Source organism: uncultured Roseobacter sp. (genome assembly GCF_947491795.1).
Taxonomy (GTDB): domain Bacteria; phylum Pseudomonadota; class Alphaproteobacteria; order Rhodobacterales; family Rhodobacteraceae; genus Roseobacter.
In genome coordinates this window covers 381,587-402,187 of record NZ_CANLKW010000003.1, presented here as the reverse complement: position 1 = coordinate 402,187, position 20,601 = coordinate 381,587, and the positions used below count along the sequence as shown (strand labels likewise).

Sequence of the window (20,601 nt, the reverse complement as noted above, 5' to 3'; positions counted from 1 at the left end):
GAATCATGGCTCTGACGCAGTGAGCCGGGTGCATAGTTCATCAGGGCGCGTGAATGTGTGCAGATGCATGCAATTTTTTCTGGGATAACGCGTACGATTTGCTAGGGTGAGGGACACACAGAATACAGGGAACGAAATTGGGTGTAGCCTATCCAAATTCGCAGTCAATGCCGATGGGAGTTGTCATGCGCCGCACGCCGGGCGTGACGCGTTGGGCTGCGTGGGTATGGAAAGCAACCGATGTCCTGCCTGGTGCCGCACCTGCCGACTGGAAACTGCTTCGCTCTGAAGGCGATGTGTCCGAGTACCATGCGCAGACCTGCGATGTGTGGCTCTATGTTTCCGACACAGAAGCCTATACGCATGAGCTCGGCACCGCGCATCCATCTCTTTATGTTGTGCTCCGGACGCCACTCGCGGCAGAGACGGATACGCCTTTGGAAGTGGTGCAGATCACCGCATCTCCCTACGAGGCGCAGGACTACGCCGATTCCGGTGAAGAGATTGTCGAGAAGGTGCCGATGCCCCCGGCAGTTCTGGCCTGGGTGCGCGGCTTTGTGGACGCACATCACGTCGAAGAGCCCTTTGTGAAACGGCGCCGTGATAAAGCGGGCGCAGGTAAACCGGTGAATGGCATCGGGGACGCGCGGATTTCTCAGACCAGTGATGTCTATCGCGCACCAGTCCGCCTGAAGGCGGTGTCAGAATGAACGCAACCGTCTCATTCTGGGAAAGGCGCAAGGCCGCTGTTGCCGCAGAGGCGCAGGCCGAAGAGAAATCAGCAGAAAATGCTGCCGCGCAATCGCGCGAGGCCGAATATGCCGGGCGGGACGATACTGAGCTTCTGGCCAGTCTGAACCTGCCAGACCCGGCAACGCTGAAAGAAGGCGATGACTTTTCGGTTTTCATGGCGCAGGAGGTGCCGGAACGTTTCCGCAAGATCGCCCTGAGAAAACTTTGGCGCAGCAATCCGGTTCTCGCCAACGTGGACGGGCTGAATGAATATGACGACGACTACACGATCGGCATGACGGGCCAGGTGATCAAGACCGCCTATCAGGTTGGCAAGGGTATGCTGGCTCACGTCGAGGAGATGGAGCGTCAGGAACGCGAAGCACTGGCAGCCATCAATGAAGAGGATCTGCCGCAGCCAGAAGCGGATGATCAGCTTTCGCCGGCGGATGAGGCAGCAGAAGCAGAAACCGTTGCAGATGCTGCGCCGCAGGAAGCTGTCCCGGAGCAGCCGGCCATCGAAAACAGCCCGCCCACGTCAGAAGATGCGGCCCCGCGCCGGCGTATGGCCTTCCGGTTTGAGGAGGCAACTGTATGACCGCGCAGGTGCAAACCCCCGAAGTGACCGCAGAAGACCGGCTGCGCGCTGATCTCTACAATTTTCTGGGATTGCTGCTGGCGCGGCCTGCTGATCAGGGAACGCTGGATCAGACAGCGGGCCTGAGCGGTGACAGCAGCGGGCTGGGAGAGGCCGTTTCCGGTCTGGCGCGCGTTGCGAGAGCCAGCAAACCAAAGGCGGTTGAGCGCGAATTCAACGCATTGTTCATCGGGCTTGGCCGGGGCGAGCTGTTGCCCTATGCCAGCTACTATCTCACCGGGTTTCTGAACGAAAAGCCGCTGGCCAGGCTGCGTCAGGACATGCTGGCGCACCAGATGACGCGTTCGGACAATGTGTTCGAGCCGGAAGACAGCATCGCGTCGCTGATGGAGATGATGGCAGGCATGATTGTGGGCCGGTTTGGCAATGCGGCTACACTCGACCAGCAGCGCACCTTTTTTAACAACCATATCGCCCCTTGGGCCACGCATTTCTATACGGATCTGGAAGCCGCAAAGTCGTCGGTTTTCTATGCGTCCGTTGGCGCGGTTGGCCGGGAGTTTATGGCAATCGAACGCGAAGCATTTCGTATGACAGCAGACTGATCTGCGCAGACCGGGCGGGACGCCGCCCAACAAAGACTATGAGGAGGAAAGACATGACAAAGAAAACTGAGGGCGCCGCAAGCCGCCGTGATTTTCTGAAACTGGCGGGGACGGCCGCACCGGCTGCCGTCGCAGCGGTCGCAGCGGGAGGCTCTGCTGCAGAGGCTGCTCCGGTCGATCTGTCCTCGGACAAAATGCAGGATACTGCACACACCCGTGCGTATCTGGAAAGCACACGCTTCTGAACAGGTGGCGGCCCGGCAAAGATCACAAAGTGACCCCGCCGGACTGCTGAGACATCAATAACCCAGCCACCTGTAAGGGGCAGCAAGGGAGGAAAATATGCTTAGGAAAAAGACCAACTCGGTCAGCCAGCGTGCGGGACGGACAAATATTCTCGCTGAAGCGGCATCCACATCCGTAGACCGCCGTGCATTTCTGCGCGGATCCGGTCTCGCCATCGGGGGCCTCGCCGCCGTGGCCGCAACTGGCGGAACAGTAACGCAGGCGTCTGCACAGACAGCCGTGAGCGGTGCAGTTGAAACCATCAAATCAGTCTGCACACACTGCTCGGTTGGCTGTACCGTCGTTGCAGAGGTCGCAAACGGCGTCTGGACAGGACAAGAGCCCGGGTGGGACAGCCCGTTCAACCTTGGTGCTCACTGCGCCAAAGGTGCAGCGGTACGGGAGCATGCCCACGGGGAGCGTCGTCTGAAGTACCCGATGAAAAAAGAGAACGGCGAATGGGTCCGTATCTCGTGGGAGCAGGCGGTCGACGAGATCGGCGACGGCATGATGAAAATCCGCGAGGAAAGCGGACCGGATTCTGTCTATTGGCTGGGCTCTGCCAAGTCCAATAACGAGCAGGCCTATCTCTTCCGCAAGTTCGCCGCTTACTGGGGCACGAACAACGTGGATCACCAGGCGCGGATCTGTCACTCGACGACTGTGGCCGGAGTGGCGAACACATGGGGCTACGGCGCCATGACCAACAGCTACAATGATATCCATAACTCCAAGGCGATCTTCCTGATTGGTGGCAACCCGGCAGAGGCGCACCCCGTCTCGCTGCTGCACATGCTGAAAGCCAAAGAGCAGAACAATGCGCCGTTCATCGTCTGCGACCCGCGCTTTACGCGCACGGCCGCACATGCAGATGAATATGTACGCTTCCGTCCCGGTTCGGACGTGGCCCTGATCTGGGGCATTCTCTACCACATCTTTGAGAACGGCTGGGAAGATCAGGAGTTCATCCGGACACGCGTCTGGGGCATGGACCAGATCAAGGAAGAGGTCGCCAGGTGGAACCCTGAAGAAGTTGAACGGGTTACCGGCACACCGGGCAGCCAGCTCAAGCGCGTCGCGCGGACACTGGCCAATAACCGCCCCGGCACGGTGATCTGGTGCATGGGCGGCACCCAGCACACCAACGGTAACAACAACACCCGCGCGTACTGCATCCTGCAACTGGCGCTTGGCAACATGGGCACTGCCGGTGGTGGTACAAATATCTTCCGCGGCCACGACAACGTTCAGGGTGCAACCGACCTTGGCGTTCTGGCGAACACGCTGCCGGGCTATTACGGTCTGTCCGACGGATCCTGGGCCCACTGGGCGCGGGTCTGGGAAGAAGATCTGGACTGGCTCAAAGGCCGATTCTCGGATGCCGAATTTGGCGACAAGAAGATGATGAACCAGACTGGTATTCCGGTATCGCGCTGGATCGACGGTGTTCTCGAAGATGCCGAGAACATGGATCAGCCCGACAATACAAGGGCCATGGTCTTCTGGGGTCACGCGCCCAACTCGCAGACCCGGATGAAAGAAATGAAAACGGCGATGGAGAAACTCGACATGCTTGTCGTGGTTGATCCATACCCGACGGTCACGGCAGTGATGCAGGACCGCTCGGACGGCGTTTACCTGCTGCCGGCCTGTACACAGTTCGAGACACGCGGATCTGTTACAGCATCCAACCGGTCGCTGCAGTGGCGGGACAAGGTTGTGGACCCGCTGTTTGAATCGCTGCCGGATCACACGATCCTGTCGATGTTCTCTAAAAAGTTCGGGTTCCACGACAAGATCTTCCGCAACATCGCGATGGATGGTGAAGAGCCAAACGTTGAGGATATCACCCGCGAGTTTAACCGTGGCATGTGGACCATCGGGTACACCGGGCAGTCGCCTGAGCGCCTGAAAATGCACATGGCAAACCAGCACACCTTTGACCGTACATCGCTGCGGGCCATTGGCGGACCGGCTGACGGTGACTATTACGGTCTGCCATGGCCGAGCTGGGGCACTGCGGAAATGAACCACCCCGGAACGCCCAACCTTTATGACATGTCTCTGCCGGTGGCTGAGGGCGGTCTTGCGTTCCGCGCACGCTTTGGCGTCGAGCGGGATGGTGACAATCTGCTGGCCGAAGGGGTCTCCAACCCTGGCGCAGAAATCCAGGATGGCTATCCTGAGTTCACGATGCAGATGCTCATGGACCTGGGCTGGGACGGCGATCTGACCGCGGACGAACGCGCAGCGATTGACGCGGTGGCCGGACCCAAGACCAACTGGAAAACCGACCTTTCGGGCGGTATTCAGCGGGTCGCGATCAAGCACGGTTGTGCGCCCTTCGGGAACGCCAAGGCCCGCGCGGTTGTCTGGACCTTCCCGGATCCGGTGCCAAAACACCGCGAGCCGCTTTACACCAACCGCCGCGACCTTGTGGCAGATTATCCGACTTACGAGGACAAGAAGTTCTGGCGCCTGCCGACGATGTACAAGTCGATCCAGGACAATGACTTCTCGTCTGACTATCCGATGATCCTGACATCCGGTCGTCTGGTTGAGTACGAAGGTGGCGGGGATGAGACGCGCTCCAATCCCTGGCTGGCTGAACTGCAGCAGGACATGTTTGTCGAGGTGAACCCGCGCGATGCCAACAACCTGGGCATCCGTGACGGCGAACAGGTCTGGGTCGAGGGCCCCGAAGGCGGCAAGGTCAAGGTTATGGCCATGGTCACCGAACGGGTCGCATCGGGCGTTGCCTTTATGCCGTTCCACTTTGGCGGACACTGGGAAGGTGAGGACCTAAGGGGCAAGTATCCCGAAGGAGCCGATCCTTATGTGCTGGGTGAATCAACCAACCTTGCACAGACCTATGGCTATGACAGCGTAACCCAGATGCAGGAGACCAAAGCCACTCTCTGCAAAATCTGGGCAGCATAAGGGAGGACATGAAAAATGGCCGCAAGAGCAAAATTTCTCGTCGACGCTGAACGCTGCATTGAATGCAACGCCTGTGTCACAGCCTGTAAAAACGAGCACGAGGTGCCATGGGGTATCAACCGCCGGAAGGTCGTCACCATCAATGACGGCAAACCGGGTGAACGGTCGATCTCTGTAGCATGCATGCACTGCTCGGACGCACCCTGTATGGCGGTGTGCCCGGTAGACTGCTTCTACCAGAACGAAGAGGGTGTGGTTCTGCACTCCAAAGACCTCTGCATTGGCTGCGGGTACTGCTTTTATGCATGCCCCTTCGGTGCACCGCAGTTCCCGCAGGCGGGCAACTTCGGCAGCCGGGGCAAGATGGACAAATGTACCTTCTGTGCCGGTGGTCCCGAGGAGAACAACTCCACAGCCGAATTCGCCAAATATGGTCGCAACCGTATTGCCGAGGGCAAACTGCCGATCTGCGCGGAAATGTGCGCAACCAAGGCACTGCTGGCCGGTGATGGCGATGTGGTCTCCAGCATCTACCGCGAGCGCGTCGTTGCACGCGGTTTCGGATCCGGCGCCTGGGGATGGGGCACAGCCTACGACCAGAAAGGCGGCTGACTTATTCAGCCATCGTACTAGTATAGGTAGTACCTGATCAGGGGCGGCGCCGGCGCGTCGCCCCGTTATTGCATAAACGGGATATACGCATGCTTCGTATCTTCGTCGCCCTTTTCTTCTCCTTCATCCTTAGTTTCAGCGCGGTTGCCCAGGAGGCTGCTCCGCCACCGGATCGCACAAAAACCGGTGGCGCGCAGACGCTCGAGGATATTATGGCCCGGCAGCAGGGCCTGAATGTCGACAACAGCTTTCGCAGCGACAATACCGGCAATGCCGCAGGTGCTGACCCATCGGCCTTGCTGGGAACACGTGGCGGCGCTTCTGATCCGGACCTCTGGCGGGCGCTGCGCTTTGACGCAGCTGATATCACAACCCAGGTCCGTGGGCCCGCTGCGGCTGTCCTGATCCAGGACGGCGGAATGCGCTGGCTGCAGTTCAGACAGGGGCCTCTGCTGACCTGGGGCACGGGTTTTCTGGGTGTTATGCTGGTGCTTCTGGCCGTATTTTTCCTGCTGCGCGGGCGCATTCGCATTGACGGAGAAAAGACCGGAAAGACCATCACCCGCTTTAAGGCATTTGAGCGTTTTTCACACTGGCTGTTGGCAAGCTCATTCATCCTTCTGGCGCTGACAGGTCTGATCACGCTTGCCGGGCGTAAGGTGATGATACCGCTTTTTGGACATGAAGCTTTTTCAGTTCTCGCGATCGGTTCCAAGTGGATCCACAATAATGTCTCATGGGCCTTTATGCTGGCGCTGGTTTTCGTTTTTGTTCTCTGGGTCGTGCATAATCTGCCTGACCGGACGGATATCAACTGGCTGCTCAAAGGCGGCGGTATTCTGGGCGGCGGGCACCCACCTGCCAAAAAGTTCAACGCGGGTCAGAAGATCATCTTCTGGTCGGTGATCATTCTGGGCGGGTCTATTGCAGCGTCCGGGCTGTCACTGCTCTTTCCGTTCGAGCTGCCAATGTTTGCGGCCACCTTTGAAAAGCTGAACGCGCTTGGGCTGCCGCAGATGCTGGGCTTTGGCGAGCTGCGCACCGATCTGGCACCGCATGAAGAAATGCAGTTTGCCCAGCTCTGGCACGCCATCGTCAGCTTTGTGCTTATGGGGATCATCCTCGCGCATATCTACATTGGGTCTGTCGGCATGGAGGGTGCCTATGACGCTATGGGCTCGGGCGAGGTCGAACTGCAGTGGGCGCGCGAACACCACAGCCTGTGGGTTGATGACGTGGAGGCCCGCCAGAACAGTTCCGGAGGTGCGTCATGAAGGCTCTGTTGCTTGCACTGGTTGCCATGGCGGCCATCGCTGTCGGGGCGGATGTTGCCCTTGATGAGATGGGGTTCTCTGCTGAGGAACAGGGAACAGGTGGGGCCGTGCGCCTCGACTGAAACTTCCGGCTCAAAGGTCAAAGGAAAACGGCGCCTTAGAGGGCGCCGTTATTCGTTCAGGAATGCCTGGGCGTCAAAGCAGATCGCCGGGTGTTTTCCCTGCGAAAAAGGCATCGAGGTTGTCCAGCGCACGAAACCCCATGGCATCACGGGTGCGCGCCGTCGCGCTGCCAATGTGGGGCAACATGAATATATTGTCATATGCTGCAAAGGCCGGGTTGCCGCCGGGTTCCGTCTGAAAACAATCAAGACCGGCAGCCGCGACCTGGCCCGCGTCAAGCGCGGCCATCAGCGCTTCTTCGTCCACCAGCGCGCCACGGGCAGAGTTTACAATGACGGCACCCTGAGGCAGCAGCCCAAACCGCTCTGCGTTCATCAGACCGGTCGTTTCGGGCGTCGCGGGGCAGTGCAGGGACAAAAAGTCAGCGACGCCCAGCAGGCTGTCGACGCTGTCGTGATAGGTTGCACCTTGTGCCATTTCCGGCGTCAGCTCAGAACGGTTGTAGTAGTGGATTTCCATATCGAACCCACGGGCTTTTGCTGCAAAGGCCCGCCCCACACGGCCCATTCCGATGATGCCAAGCCGTGCCCCGGTCAGCTGTTTGCCTACCATGAAGGAAGGCGACCAGAAATCCCATGCGCCGGTCCGTACAATCCGGTCTCCGGCTACCGCGTGGCGCGCGGCTCCCAGCATCAGGAGCATCGCCAGCTCGGCCGTGGCATCGGACAGCACGTCCGGCGTGTTCGTCACGGCAATGCCCCGGGCCTTGAGGGCCGGAAGATCGCAATGATCCACGCCGACAGAATGGTTGGCGATGATTTTCAGGCGGGTATCAAGACGTGCTGCAACTTCGGCGCTGAAATGCTCTGAGTGACAGGGGATAATCGCGTCAAACTCTGAAGATGCGCGGATAAGCTCGTCGGCACTGCCCGCCGTGTCGGCGAGATTGACAACGGTGTCATAGTCACGCGCGGCGCGTTCCAGCGTTGCATCCGACAGTTTCCGGGTGATCCAGAGGCGGGGTTTGTCAGCCATGGGTTATTTTTTCTTGCGGATGCATTCGTCGAAATAGTCATAGACGGCCATGCCGCAAACGATGATCGCGATGACCATAAACGGAAAGCCGCCCCAGAACCCGGCAAAGCCACTGGAAATACTCTGTGCCAGCCCACCGACAAATATGCACAGCAGGGCGGTGCCAATCAGGCCCATGATCAGTTTGATACCGTAAGACATCATTTACGTCCTTTTGATCAGGCGGCTCGCGCCGCGATGTGTTTTTGCAGCCAGTGCGCAGTGCGCAGCAGCCTGTCGTCTTTTTCCGCCGCCCCGACAATCTGCACGCCGACGGGCAGCCCGTTGTCACCGACCAGCAGCGGCAGTGTGACGGTGGGCAATCCGGCGAGGGTCCAGAGCGTGCAAAAGATCGGATCTCCGGTCCCGTTGCCGAACTCTGGCGCCTCGCCTGCGGCAGCGGGTGCGATGATGGCGTCAAACTCGGTAAAGAAATCGGCGAAAAAGCTCTCTGCAGAGCTTTTGACCGCCAGGGCGTCTTCGTATTCTGCCTGCCCGATCTGACGTCCGCGTTCCAGCACAGGTTTCAGCGTGTCGCTCAGATCTTCCCAGTGGGCGTCGAAGGTTTCTTTCAGATGCTGGCAGATTTCGTATTCGTGAATACGCGCCTGGACAGCCACCAGCTCGCCCATCTGGTTGGCGGGTTCCATCCTCTCGACGCGCCCGTCACCGATGATCTCCATCACGCCTTCCAGCCCTTCGGCCGCAGCTTCGGACAGTCTGTCGTTAAAGGGCAGGTCAAACCAGACGAAATTCGGCTCCATCAGAGCCTCTGCGGCTGCGCCGGCCGTCATGTCGGGCCGTGCACGGGGAAAACTGACCGGGTCACGCTGGTCGTAGCCGCTGATCGCATCCGCCAACAGAGCAACGTCGCCCAGCGTACGCCCGAATGTGCCCAGCTGATCGAGAGAGACGGATGTCTGCAGCACACCAGTTCGCGGGATCATCCCGCGCGTCGGTTTGAACCCGAACGTGCCGCAGAAAGAGGCCGGCCTGATAACCGACCCATTGGTCTGAGTGCCGATCGCCAGGGGCACATGATTGGCTGCCACTGCGGCTGCAGAGCCACTGGAGGAACCACCCGGTGAGTGTTTGAGGTCATGGGGATTGCGTGTTTCGTTCGCGTGCACAAAGGCAAGTTCGGTCGTGACCGTTTTGCCCATGATCACCGCACCGGCTTCGCGCAGCATTTCTACAGTGCGGGCATCGCTGTCAGGCTGCCGGTCGGCAAAGATCGCGGTACCGCGCCGGGTTGGCATATCTGCGGTATCGATGATGTCTTTCAGACCAACAGGCAGACCATGCAGGGGGCCGGTTGCCAGTCCGCGCTCGCGGATCCGGTCACACTCGGCGGCCTGTGCCAGAGCGGCCTCCTCATCCAGATGCGCCCATGCTTTGATCTGGCCATCGGTTTCTGCAATCCGGTCCAGACAGGAGCGTACCAGCTGGACCGATTTGAGTTGTCCGGAGGCGATGTAGGCCGCCGCCTCCTGAGCACTCAGATCATGTGGTTTTATCTTCACGGAATGTATTCACCAAAGAGATAGTCAGGGAACCACAGTGCGATGCCAGGAAACTGGTACATCAGGACCATGGTGAAGATGACGATGCCCAGATAGGGCATGATGCCTCTGAAGATATCCATCAGTTCGATCTGTTTTTTCAGAACTCCCTTGAGGTAATAGGCTGACATAGCCATGGGCGGGGTCAGGAAGGAGGTTTGCAGATTCAGCGCGACCAGCATCGCAAAGAAGTACGGATTTACCCCGAATACTTCCAGCAGCGGCAGGAAGATCGGCACGAAGATGATCAGGATTTCCGACCACTCGAGCGGCCAGCCCAGCAGAAAGATAATCACCTGCGCCAGCACCAGGAATTGCCAGGGTTCCAGATCCATGCCGCCGACCCAGTCAGCGATAATGTCGTGCCCGCCCAGATAAGAGAAGACCGAGGCAAAGGTCCAGGAGCCGACAAAGAGCCAGCAGACCATGGCCGTGGCTTTGGCGGTCAGAAAGACGCTCTCTTTCAGTTTTGTCCAGCTCATGGAGCGGTAGAGCACAGCCAGGATCATGCCGCCAAGCGCGCCCATTGCGGCGGCCTCGGCAGGGGTTGCAAGACCGCCCAGAATTGAGCCAAGCACCAGTGCAATGAGCACGGTCAGCGGCACAAAGCTGATGAGCAGGTTCATGTAGATCTCACGCGGGGGGGGCACGTCTTCATCGGTCGGTTTCGGGGCGAGGGCCGGATTAAACCAGACGCGCACGATCACATAGACGATGTAGAGGCCGGCCAGCAGCAGCCCGGGGAATACCGCCGCCGCATAGAGCCGCAGGGGCGACAGATCAGCAATCGCGGAGTAAACGATCAGCATAATCGACGGCGGGATCAGAATGCCCAGCGTACCACCAGCGCAGATAACCCCCGACGCAAAGCTTTTGTTGTAGTTGGCGTTGGCCATCGCAGGAAAGGCCAGAAGGCCCATCAGCGTCACAACCGCACCAACGATACCCGAAGCCGTCGAGAAGACTGCACAGGTCAGAAGGGCCGCGATGGCCAGCGAGCCGGGAAGATTGCGCGCAGCCTGGTAGAGCGAGAAGAACAGCTTGTCCACGATGTTGGCGCGTTCCACCACATACCCCATAAAGAGAAAGAGGGGGATGGCCACGAGCGTCGGGTTTTCCATCACAGAATAGGTGTTCTGGTTCAGCAGATAGAAGATATTGTTGTTGAAAATATCGCTGAAGCTCTCGATCGAGCCGCCCTGATGGTAGGCGTAGTAGCCAAAGGCGACGCCCATTGCGAGCAGGGTGAAAGCAATCGGGAAACCCAGCAGAACCAGCACAATAAACAGGCCCAGCATCAACAGGGCAACTTCGGGATTTGTCATCTTTTTGTCTTTCCGTGCGCGTGAGCGAGTTTATTTGTTGGCCGGCTTGATTGCCGCGATCTCGTTCAGATCCAATTCTGAGAGCAGATCTTCGGTTTCTTTCACATCAGCGAGGCGCTCAGGCCATTCGCCGCTGCGCATCGCGAGGACGCAACGCACAAGCTCGGCGAGGCCCTGGATCATCAGCAGGCCGCCCGCGACGGGGATAAGGGACTTGAAGAAGTAGATCTGGATACTGGCCGGGCTGTTGAAGCTGACTTCTTTGTAGCGCCAGCTGTCGGAGGCAATCTCGTAGCCGAACCAGACCAGCGCCGTGATGCCCGGAAAAAAGAAGAGAAAGTAGAGCACGAAATCGAGGGTCGCCTGAACGCGCACCGGAAAGAGCCGGTAAACAACGTCGGCGCGCACGTGGGTGTCCTGGGCAAGAGCATATGCACCACACATCAAAAAGAGAGCGCCGTACATCTGGATCATCATGTCAAAAGCCCAGACCGTCGGCGCATTCAGCACGTAGCGAACGAAAACCTCATAAGACACGGACAGCGTCAGGATCAGGATGCACCATCCAAAGGCACGTCCGACCCAGAGGCTGAGGCCTTCTATGGCGTGAACAAATTTCATCAGGTCGGCTCCCCCTGCGACTTGTGGACGGGCGCCGGGCCGGGCACCCTGTATTCCGAGCCGGGCGCCCAAAGGTCAGGCACCCGGAATTGTTTTGAAAACTGAACGGCTTAACCGAAGTAGTGGTTGTAGGCCAGTTTGTAATCAGGCTGGTTCAGGTTGAGGTAGTTCATCACGTCTTTGGCGTAGGCCTTTTGTGACTCCATCACCTTGGCAAAGAACGGATCGTCCTCTGCGATACGCGCTGTAACCACATCCCATGCTTCCAGCTGGGCAGCCATAACGCTGTCCGGCGTACGGTACACATTCACGCCGTCCGATTCCTGCAGTTTCAGCAGGTCGTCGGAATAACGCTTGGTATTGCCCCAGTAGAAACCGGAGTTTTCCGCCATGGAAGCGTTTTTGATAATCGCCTGATGATCGGGCGATAGAGCGTTGAACTTGTCTTTGTTGATCGTGACCTCAAAGAATTCCTGGCTCTGGTGGTAGGACGCCAGGTGGTAGTGCTTGGATACGTCCTGCATACCAAAGTCACGGTCGGATGTCGGGTTGTTGAATTCCGCCGCATCGATAAGGCCGGATTTCATGGCCGGCTGGATTTCGCCGCCGGGCAGCTGAACAACCGACATGCCCATTTCCAGCAGAACGTCAGCCGCCAGACCAACGGTACGGTACTTCAGACCGTCCATCTGGGAGGCATCAGTGATCTGCTCCTGGAACCAGCCCAGAGGCTGTGCTGGCATCGGCGAGTTGAAGAACGACACAACGTTCAGACGCAGTGTATCCATCAGTTCGTCAAAGAGTTCCTGACCGCCGCCTGCGTGGACCCAGCCCAGAACTTCCTGGCTCGACCAGCCAAAGCAGGGGCCTGTGCCGAAGAGCGAAGCCGCTTTGGACTTACCGTACCAGTAGGCAGGTACATAGTGGGCCGCATCCAGAACGCCGCGGTGTACCGCGTCCTGCATCTGGCTGGTTTTCACAACCGCATCCACAGAAAGGACTTCGATGGTCAGCGAGCCGCCGGACATTTCATTCACGCGATTCGCAAAGGACTTGGCGTTCTCAAGGAAGATACCGCCGCCCCAGGCCGCCTGCATTTTAAGAGTCGTGCCGTGACCATCCGCGATCGCCGGTGTTGCAAGAGCTGCTGCGCCCGCAACCGCGGAGCCGCGCAGGAACTTTCTGCGGTTAAGTTTATCTGTCATGTTTCCTCCCATGGAAGGGGCGGGATGCCCCCATACAGTTTGTGGCCGTCAGGCCGTTAGCATGGTGAAAGTGCGGGAACGCCACGCGGGGCGCTTCGGTCCGGGCTGGTCCTCCTCCGAGACGCCCGGACGTCAAATCCTCCATCTTTCACCCGTTGAATTAGCAGGTATCCTGCCTGCGACAAGTCGTCCCTCCTGAATAATCGTGACGGCTGCGCAACCCCTGATAGAAACCGGGTGATTTCCTCTGAAAATTCCGTCCGATACGCAATTAACCTTTCAATCTTTTCTTCGGTGTTTCTGACTTAAGTTATTTGAATTGAGCGGTTTTCCGTTGTGGGATTATGGTCGCCGTATCCGGCGATTCCCGGTTTTCTGCCGCCGATTAGCCGCGTGATTTCCTGCGCTGCACCAGAAACGATGCTGCCCAGTTCAGGTACCCGGACGGCATCAAAACGGGTGCTCGGGCCGGATATTGAAACGCCTGCACAGGGCTCGGCGTGTTCGTCGAAAATGACCGCTCCGATGCAGGACATCCCGTCATAGCGCTCTTCTTTGTCAAATGACCAGCCACGCGCACGGGTGCCTTTCAGGTCTTCAAAAAGAGCCGCAGGTGTCACCAGCGTGTTTTCCGTAAAAGCAGTAAGACCGGCCCCCATCAGAAGGTCCCGGGCCCTTTGTTCAGGCAGCGCAGACAGAATCGCTTTGCCGGTGCCCGAAGCATGCATTGATGTCCTCGTCCCGCGGGAGAAAAAGGCCCGGATCGGATTGGGCGTTTCGATCTGGCCGACAAACACAACTTCAGCGCCATCAGGGATCGCCAGGTTAGATGTCTCCCCGGTTTTTTCCATGAGTGTACGCATGACAGGGCGGCTCACTTCTGTCAGGTTCGTTCTGTTCATAAAGCTCGCGCCGACGCGGTAGGCCTCAATGCCGACTGACCAGTCCTGATGCTCTTCATCAAAGGCAACGAAGCCATGTTTCTGCAGCGTCGTCAGAATACGGTGGGTTGTCGCTGTCGGAACGCCAAGCGACATCGACAGATCTGTCAGGGTCGCGCGCTGGGCGCGGGAGACACCGATAAGAATGCCCAGTGCACGGTCCAGCGACTGGAGCGTGCCGGCAGAGCTCTCACGGAACTGAGATTTTGGTCGTCCGCGCTGACGCTTTTGTACTGTCATGTCTTGCTGACCCTCCCGGGATCACAGGTTTCCAAAATAAGAACAGGAATGAAAAATAATTTCAACTGATTTTTGAAAATATTTTTTGAAAAACAATTAAATGATTAAAAACAGCAGGTAGGGTATTTAATTTCATTTTTGAAAAACGATTTCGAGAAAATTGCAATCGCCGCGCTATCGTTTAGTCTCAAAGGCGAGACAGGAGAGGATACCGCTATGTCAGATCAGAACCCCGTATTTATCCCAGGCCCGACAAATATACCCGACCGGCTGCGTCTGGCCATGCAGGTTCAGACCCGCGATCACCGGGCCCCTGATTTCGTTGAAACATTCGCACCGGTTCTTGAGGACACCAAAAAAGTGTTCGGGACGGCGTCTGGCAAGATCATCACTTTCCCCGCGAGCGGTACGGGCGGTTGGGAGGCTGCGGTCTGTAACACACTGAGTGCAGGCGACAAAGTGCTCGTCGCCCGGTACGGCATGTTCAGTCACAAGTGGATTGATCTGTGCGAACGCCACGGTCTTGATGTGCAGGTAATCGAGTGCCCGTGGGGCAGCGGCGCTCCGGCGGAAAAATTCGAAGCGGCCCTTTCCGCAGATAAAGCGGGCGAGATCAAAGCCGTTCTTGTGACACACAACGAAACGGCCACGGGCGTAAAGTCTGACGTTGCTGCTGTGCGCGCCGCGATGGATGCGGCCAGCCACGACGCACTGCTGTTTGTGGATTGTGTAAGTTCGCTGGCATCGATGCCCTTCGACATGGATGCATGGGGTGTGGATATTGCTGTGTCCGGTTCACAAAAAGGGTTCATGCTCGCCACGGGCATGGCCATCCTTGGTGTGAGCGAAAAAGCACTTGATCACATGAAAACGGCACAGCTGCCGCGAACGTTCTTTGACTTCCGGGACATGATGGAGGCGAACGCGTCGGGCGGATTTCCTTATACACCGCCGCTGCAGCTTATCTACGGTATGCGTGAAAGCCTGAAGATGCTGTTCGAGGAGGGGCTCGACAACGTCTATGCACGCCATACGCGTCTTGCCGAAGGCGTGCGTCGCGCGGTCAGCGCCTGGGGTATGGACCTTGTGGCAGACAGTCCGGACCTCTACTCTGACACTGTTAGCGCCATCTATGTACCCAAGGGTTTTGACAGCAATGCGCTGACGGATCAGGCGTTCAGCCAGTATGGTGTGTCTTTTGGCATCGGACTGGGAGAGATGAACGGAAAAGCCTTCCGTATCGGACATCTTGGCAGCCTGACGGACGTTATGGTGCTGTCCGGGCTCGCCACAATTGAAATGGCTATGGCAGATCTGGACTATCCTGTTGAACTGGGCAGCGGGGTTGCTGCGGCCCAGGAATTCCTGCGCGCCAACAGCGGCGCGACCGTTAAATCCGCAGCCTGAGGGAGATATCATGCTGGATCAGAGAACCGGGCCTGACCTCACAATCGAGGATGTGCGTGCTGCGCACGCGCGCATCAAGCCCTATATACACGAAACGCCCGTTCTGACGTCCAGCTACTTCAATGAGCTGACCGGTGCGGAACTGTTCTTCAAATGCGAGAATTTTCAGAAAGCAGGCGCATTCAAGGTGCGCGGGGCGTCAAACGCCGTATTCGGTCTGAGTGACGAAGTGGCGAAAAAGGGCGTGGCGACGCACTCGTCCGGCAATCATGCGCTGTCACTGAGCTATGCTGCAGGCAGACGGGGCATCCCGTGCCATGTTGTCATGCCCCGCACGGCGCCCGAGGCAAAAAAGGCGGCGGTGCGCGGCTACGGCGGGATCATCACTGAATGTGAGCCATCCACGACAAGCCGCGAGGCACTTTTCGCGGAAGTACAGGCAGCCACAGGTGCTGAATTTGTGCATCCCTACAACGACCCGCGTGTGATATGCGGACAGGCGACGTGTTCGCTGGAGATGCTCAGCCAGGTCGACAACATGGATGCAGTGATTGCACCCATCGGCGGCGGTGGTATGATTTCCGGCACCTGCCTGACCCTGTCCAATCTGGCCCCGGATATGGAAATTTATGCCGCCGAGCCGGATCAGGCCGACGACGCGGCGCGTTCCTTCCGTGCAGGTCATATCATCGCCGATGACGCGCCGAATACCATCGCCGATGGTTTGAAAGTGCCACTCAAAGAAAACACATGGCATTTTGTATCGAATTTCGTGACGGATGTCCTGACGGCGTCCGAACAGGAGATCATCGATGCGATGAAGCTGACCTGGGAACGCATGAAGATTGTGATGGAGCCGAGCTGTGCGGTTCCAATGGCCACGATCCTGCGCAACCCCGACTTGTTTCGCGGCAAACGCGTAGGTGTGGTGATCACCGGCGGCAATGTGGATCTGGATAAACTGCCCTGGACACTGGGCTGAGGAGAGAATGAAATGAACAAGCAAGTAAACTTTGAAGACTACGAAGTGGGATATGACATTCCGGCGGCCATCGGGATGGATGAGAGTGAAATTCAGACACCCTGTCTGGTGCTGGATCTGGACGCTCTGGAACGTAACATCAAAAAGATGGGCGACTATGCGGCCAGCCACGGTATGCGTCACCGTGTTCACGGCAAGATGCACAAATCGGTAGACGTGGCGCTGTTGCAGGAAAAGCTGGGCGGTTCTGTCGGTGTCTGCTGCCAGAAAGTATCGGAAGCGGAGGTATTCGCCCGCGGCGGCATCAAGGATGTACTGGTTTCCAACCAGGTGACTCAGCCGGCCAAGATCGATCGTCTGGCGCGGATGCCCAAACTTGGTGCGCGCACGATCTGCTGTGTGGACATGCCGGGCAATGTGGCCGACCTTTCCGAAGCGGCGACCCGTCACGGCACCCAGATTGAATGCCTGGTGGAGATTGACTGTGGCGCGGGCCGCTGTGGTGTGACGACGACCCCGCAGGTGGTTGAGCTGGCAAAGGCGATTGATGCCGCACCGGGTCTGAAATTCGCCGGTATCCAGGCCTATCAGGGCGCGATGCAGCACCTTGATTCCTACGACGAGCGCAAGGCCAAGACGCAGATTGCTATCGATATGGTGCAGGATGCGGTCGATACTCTGAAGGCTGAAGGTCTGGAGTGCGACATCGTTGGCGGCGGTGGTACAGGCAGCTACTACTTCGAGTCCAATTCGAACGTCTACAACGAGCTGCAGTGTGGCTCTTATGCTTTCATGGATGCGGACTATGGCCGGATCCTGGACAAGGATGGCAACCGCATTGACCAGGGTGAGTGGGAAAACGCGCTTTTTATCCTGACATCGGTGATGAGCCATGCGAAAGCAGATAAGGCGATTGTTGATGCCGGGCTCAAGGCACAGTCTGTGGACAGCGGTTTGCCAACCATCTTCGGGCGCGATGACGTGGAATATGTCAAATGCTCGGATGAGCATGGTGTCGTTGCTGACCCCGATGCTGTTCTGAAGGTCAACGACAAGCTGAAACTGGTGCCGGGTCACTGCGATCCTACGTGCAACGTGCATGACTGGTATGTCGGTGTGCGGGGCGGCAAGGTCGAAACCCTCTGGCCGGTATCTGCCCGCGGCAAAGCCTACTGAACTGCCTGGCACGCACCCTTACTCGCGCGTCCGGGCCATCCCGGGCGCGTTTCACTTCAAGACAAAGACAGGAAGACCCGATGTCCGAAGGATTACTGATCGTTGGTGAAGACGTTTGTGCAGAAGTTGTGAGCAGCGCAGATGCGTTTACGGCTGTCGAAGCTGTATTCGGCGCCATGGCGCGGGACGACGCATACAATTTTCCGGTGATCCGCGAAGCCATCGGATACGAGGATGCCCTATATGGCTTCAAGTCCGGGTTTGACCGCGCAGGCAAGACGCTTGGTGTAAAGTCGGGAGGGTACTGGCCCGGGAATATGGACAAAGGGCTGACCAACCACCAATCCACCATTTTTCTGTTTGATCCGGATACAGGTATGCTGCAGGCGCTGGTTGGCGGCAACTATCTGACGGCCGTGCGCACAGCGGCATCGTCGTCGGTATCAATTGCGCACCTGGCGCGGCAGGACGCGAAGGTCCTCGGCATGGTCGGGGCAGGGCACCAGTCAACTTTCCAGCTGCGTGCGGCGGCAGAGCAGCGTGACTTTGAGAAAGTGGTTGCCTGGAACCCGCATCCTGACATGCTCCCCCGTCTGGGCGCGGTGGCCGGGGAACTGGGCCTGGCGTTTGAGGCTGTATCTCAGGAGGAACTGGGGGCGCAGGCTGATGTCATCATCACAATTACTTCTGCCTTCGAGCCATTGCTGATGAAGGACTGGATCAAACCCGGCACGCATATCGCCTGCATGGGCACAGACACCAGGGGCAAACAGGAAGTGGACCCGCAGATCCTCGCGGGTGCCACGGTTTTCGCCGATGAGATCGCGCAATCGATCACCATCGGAGAAGCACAGCATGCTGTGGGCAGCGGGCTGATCGCAGAGAAAGATATCACACCGGTTGGCGCTGTGATCAACGGGGACCACCCCGGCCGTAGCAGCGCCGATGAGATCACTCTTTTCGACGGGACTGGTGTAGGCCTTCAGGATCTCGCCGTCGCTTCTGTTGCCGCGCGGGAGGCGGAGGCGCAGGGCAAGGCGACGCGCGTCGCGCTCTGAAATTCTCCTGTTCTGACAGGCAGTTATTACACGTACAGCCGGCGGTCACGCACCCGCCGGCTGTCGCACTTTTGGCAAAAAATACCCCGTAAGTATTTTAAAATTATCGATAAATCAGAATTTCTGGGCACGCGTACACCCATCTTGAGCCATCTTTTGGCCACAGCTTCTGATGTAAGTTGACTGCGAAATCACTGCCCGCCGTCCGTCTGAAACCGGGCCGGGTTTTCGCAGGCTACGGATCGATAACAGAACTATGAGCACGCAGGACGCAGATTTGCCCGAAGAGGTATGCGCAGAGGCCCTTGCCCCGGGGAGCCGCCTGCTCAGCGGTCAGTATGAGATTATCAGCTATCTCTCCAGCGGCGGTTTCGGGATCACCTATCTGGCGCGTGACAGCCTGAACAGAACGGTCGTTATCAAAGAGTGTTTTCCGGAGGCATTCTGCGCGAGGGTCAACAAAACGGTCCGCGCCAGAACGCGGAACTACTCGGACGATTTCAAGTCAATCGTAAAGCTCTTTATCCGCGAGGCGCACGCCCTGTCGCGTCTCAACCATTCGAGCGTGGTGGGTGTGCACCAGGTTTTCGAGGATAACGAAACAGCCTATATGGCGCTCGATCTGGTGGACGGAAAAGATCTGCTGGAGATCATTGAAGAAGGCGGTCCGGTGATGGAGCCGCATGAAGTACATACCATGGCCATCAAGCTGCTGGATGCCATCGGTCATGTCCATGCGCAGGATCTGCTGCACCGCGATATCTCCCCAGACAATATTCTGGTAGATACGACCGGGCGCCCTGTTCTGATCGACTTTGGCGCCGCGCGCGAAGAAGCCAGCCGGAAAAGCCGGGTAATGTCGCAGGTTCTGGTGGTCAAAGACGGCTATTCTCCGCAGGAATTTTACGTGGCCGGCAGCCAGCAGTCCCCCAGCAGCGACCTCTATGCTCTGGCCGCAACACTGTATCACCTCATTACCGGAGAGGCGCCGCCCAACAGTCAGGCGCGCCTTGGCGCACTCGCGGCAAACCAGCCCGATCTCTATGAACCGCTTGCTGGCAGGTTCCCCGAATATGACGAGGCCTTTCTTCAGGCGATCGACAAGTCGATGAACATCGCGCCATCCGAACGGTTGCAATCCGCCAGCGAATGGGCGCTGATGATTGACCGCCGGCGGCGCACAGAACTCGCCCGCGCTGAAGCGCAGAATGATAAGGCTATTGATCTGACGGTGATGGATCTGGTGCGCAGGGTCAACAAAGACCTCGGCGACACTGCCAAAGCTGCGGCGGCGGTTGAAGCCACGGACCCTGTTCCCCAGGATATCGGGGCGAAACCGGACAGGCCGCAGGAAATTCTTTCACTGGACGACGGGGAAATCCTCGCCTCCGACGGCGTGGATGCACACCCGGCACGTCGGGCAACGGATGCTGATCCAACTGACGGGCCTGCGCAGACGACCGCCCGCGAAACACCCTATGCCCGAATTGTGGCCGCCGCCCAGCGGGTCAGGTTCGAACAGTCTCACGCCGAAGACACACCAAAAGTTAAACTCCCGAAGGTAAAGCTCAACAAACGGCGCCTCGCCACCGTTCCTGTCGTTTTCTGTTCGTTCTTTTTGTACACCCACGTGGCCCTGCAATTTGAACCGGTACAGGCCGCAGCGCGTGCGCCGATGCAGATGCTGGAGCAGGGAATTGCGGACTGGAACAAACCGGACAGCCAGTCCGTCCGGGTGCACCGCGGCGGGCTTGGAGGCTGAAGAATGACACGGCAACGAGACGAAATCTCTCATCGGAAAGGCATCGGGCAGATGACCCTTTCTGCTTTTGCAAAAACAG

General features: G+C 58.1%; 20 protein-coding genes. 13 read left to right on the top strand and 7 right to left on the bottom strand.

From position 1 onward, the window contains the following. Window positions 1-167: 167 nt before the first annotated feature. The 8 genes from Q1A34_RS13785 to Q1A34_RS13750 all read left to right on the top strand — a co-directional run bounded on the left by Q1A34_RS13785 (window position 168) and on the right by Q1A34_RS13750 (window position 7,168). Window positions 168-710, top strand: a complete 543-nt coding sequence (locus Q1A34_RS13785; protein WP_300036677.1) for a DUF3305 domain-containing protein — start codon at window positions 168-170, stop codon at window positions 708-710. Then, a complete protein-coding gene (locus Q1A34_RS13780) occupies window positions 707-1,330 on the top strand; it encodes a DUF3306 domain-containing protein (protein ID WP_300035087.1) in 624 nt (207 codons plus the stop codon). Before Q1A34_RS13785 ends, Q1A34_RS13780 begins: the two co-directional genes overlap by 4 nt. After that, the gene (locus Q1A34_RS13775; protein WP_300035084.1) at window positions 1,327-1,935 is read left to right on the top strand and encodes a molecular chaperone; all 609 of its coding nucleotides are present in this window, start codon (window positions 1,327-1,329) and stop codon (window positions 1,933-1,935) included. Before Q1A34_RS13780 ends, Q1A34_RS13775 begins: the two co-directional genes overlap by 4 nt. Window positions 1,936-1,988: 53 nt before the next feature. Next, entirely contained in the window at window positions 1,989-2,180 is a 192-nt protein-coding gene (locus Q1A34_RS13770; RefSeq protein ID WP_300035081.1) for a twin-arginine translocation pathway signal protein, read from the top strand. A 97-nt stretch (window positions 2,181-2,277) separates the two neighbouring features. Then, a complete protein-coding gene (locus Q1A34_RS13765; RefSeq protein WP_300035078.1) occupies window positions 2,278-5,160 on the top strand; it encodes a formate dehydrogenase subunit alpha in 2,883 nt (960 codons plus the stop codon). A 15-nt stretch (window positions 5,161-5,175) separates the two neighbouring features. Continuing rightward, window positions 5,176-5,772 carry a formate dehydrogenase FDH3 subunit beta gene (fdh3B, locus tag Q1A34_RS13760; protein ID WP_159975708.1) on the top strand — a complete coding sequence of 199 codons (597 nt, stop codon included), beginning with the start codon at window positions 5,176-5,178 and terminating at the stop codon, window positions 5,770-5,772. An 89-nt stretch (window positions 5,773-5,861) separates the two neighbouring features. Next, window positions 5,862-7,046: a formate dehydrogenase subunit gamma gene (locus Q1A34_RS13755; RefSeq protein ID WP_300035075.1), complete on the top strand. Its 1,185-nt coding sequence runs from the start codon at window positions 5,862-5,864 to the stop codon at window positions 7,044-7,046. After that, window positions 7,043-7,168 carry a hypothetical protein gene (locus tag Q1A34_RS13750; protein ID WP_300035073.1) on the top strand — a complete coding sequence of 42 codons (126 nt, stop codon included), beginning with the start codon at window positions 7,043-7,045 and terminating at the stop codon, window positions 7,166-7,168. The genes Q1A34_RS13755 and Q1A34_RS13750 overlap by 4 nt, the downstream gene beginning before the upstream one ends. Before the next feature lie 73 nt (window positions 7,169-7,241). Here the strand turns inward: Q1A34_RS13750 and Q1A34_RS13745 are convergent, their stop codons facing one another. The 7 genes from Q1A34_RS13745 to Q1A34_RS13715 all read right to left on the bottom strand — a co-directional run bounded on the left by Q1A34_RS13745 (window position 7,242) and on the right by Q1A34_RS13715 (window position 14,137). Beyond that, complete coding sequence (locus tag Q1A34_RS13745; RefSeq protein WP_300035070.1) at window positions 7,242-8,204, bottom strand: D-glycerate dehydrogenase; 963 nt, start codon at window positions 8,202-8,204, stop codon at window positions 7,242-7,244. A 3-nt stretch (window positions 8,205-8,207) separates the two neighbouring features. Continuing rightward, window positions 8,208-8,405, bottom strand: coding sequence for a hypothetical protein (locus Q1A34_RS13740; RefSeq protein ID WP_300035067.1), 198 nt, complete (start codon window positions 8,403-8,405; stop codon window positions 8,208-8,210). Between the two features lie 17 nt (window positions 8,406-8,422). Continuing rightward, window positions 8,423-9,766: an amidase gene (locus tag Q1A34_RS13735; protein ID WP_300035064.1), complete on the bottom strand. Its 1,344-nt coding sequence runs from the start codon at window positions 9,764-9,766 to the stop codon at window positions 8,423-8,425. Continuing rightward, window positions 9,763-11,130, bottom strand: coding sequence for a TRAP transporter large permease subunit (locus Q1A34_RS13730; RefSeq protein WP_300035061.1), 1,368 nt, complete (start codon window positions 11,128-11,130; stop codon window positions 9,763-9,765). The genes Q1A34_RS13735 and Q1A34_RS13730 overlap by 4 nt, the downstream gene beginning before the upstream one ends. A 30-nt stretch (window positions 11,131-11,160) precedes the next feature. Next, window positions 11,161-11,751: a TRAP transporter small permease subunit gene (locus Q1A34_RS13725; RefSeq protein ID WP_300035058.1), complete on the bottom strand. Its 591-nt coding sequence runs from the start codon at window positions 11,749-11,751 to the stop codon at window positions 11,161-11,163. A gap of 110 nt (window positions 11,752-11,861) precedes the next feature. Next, window positions 11,862-12,956: a TRAP transporter substrate-binding protein gene (locus tag Q1A34_RS13720; protein ID WP_300035055.1), complete on the bottom strand. Its 1,095-nt coding sequence runs from the start codon at window positions 12,954-12,956 to the stop codon at window positions 11,862-11,864. Window positions 12,957-13,261: 305 nt separating this feature from the next. After that, on the bottom strand, window positions 13,262-14,137 hold the full coding sequence (locus Q1A34_RS13715; RefSeq protein WP_300035052.1) for an IclR family transcriptional regulator: 876 nt from the start codon (window positions 14,135-14,137) through the stop codon (window positions 13,262-13,264). Window positions 14,138-14,353: 216 nt separating this feature from the next. Here Q1A34_RS13715 and bhcA point away from each other — a divergent pair, with 216 nt between their 5' ends. The 5 genes from bhcA to Q1A34_RS13690 all read left to right on the top strand — a co-directional run bounded on the left by bhcA (window position 14,354) and on the right by Q1A34_RS13690 (window position 20,522). After that, complete coding sequence (gene bhcA / locus Q1A34_RS13710) at window positions 14,354-15,544, top strand: L-aspartate--glyoxylate aminotransferase BhcA (RefSeq protein ID WP_300035049.1); 1,191 nt, start codon at window positions 14,354-14,356, stop codon at window positions 15,542-15,544. Between the two features lie 10 nt (window positions 15,545-15,554). Beyond that, window positions 15,555-16,526, top strand: coding sequence for a beta-hydroxyaspartate dehydratase BhcB (bhcB, locus tag Q1A34_RS13705; RefSeq protein ID WP_300035046.1), 972 nt, complete (start codon window positions 15,555-15,557; stop codon window positions 16,524-16,526). 12 nt (window positions 16,527-16,538) lie between these two features. Continuing rightward, window positions 16,539-17,702 carry a 3-hydroxy-D-aspartate aldolase BhcC gene (bhcC, locus tag Q1A34_RS13700; RefSeq protein WP_300035043.1) on the top strand — a complete coding sequence of 388 codons (1,164 nt, stop codon included), beginning with the start codon at window positions 16,539-16,541 and terminating at the stop codon, window positions 17,700-17,702. 80 nt (window positions 17,703-17,782) lie between these two features. Continuing rightward, a complete protein-coding gene (bhcD, locus tag Q1A34_RS13695) occupies window positions 17,783-18,760 on the top strand; it encodes an iminosuccinate reductase BhcD (RefSeq protein ID WP_300035040.1) in 978 nt (325 codons plus the stop codon). Between the two features lie 256 nt (window positions 18,761-19,016). Further along, on the top strand, window positions 19,017-20,522 hold the full coding sequence (locus tag Q1A34_RS13690; RefSeq protein ID WP_300035037.1) for a serine/threonine-protein kinase: 1,506 nt from the start codon (window positions 19,017-19,019) through the stop codon (window positions 20,520-20,522). Window positions 20,523-20,601: the final 79 nt, after the last annotated feature.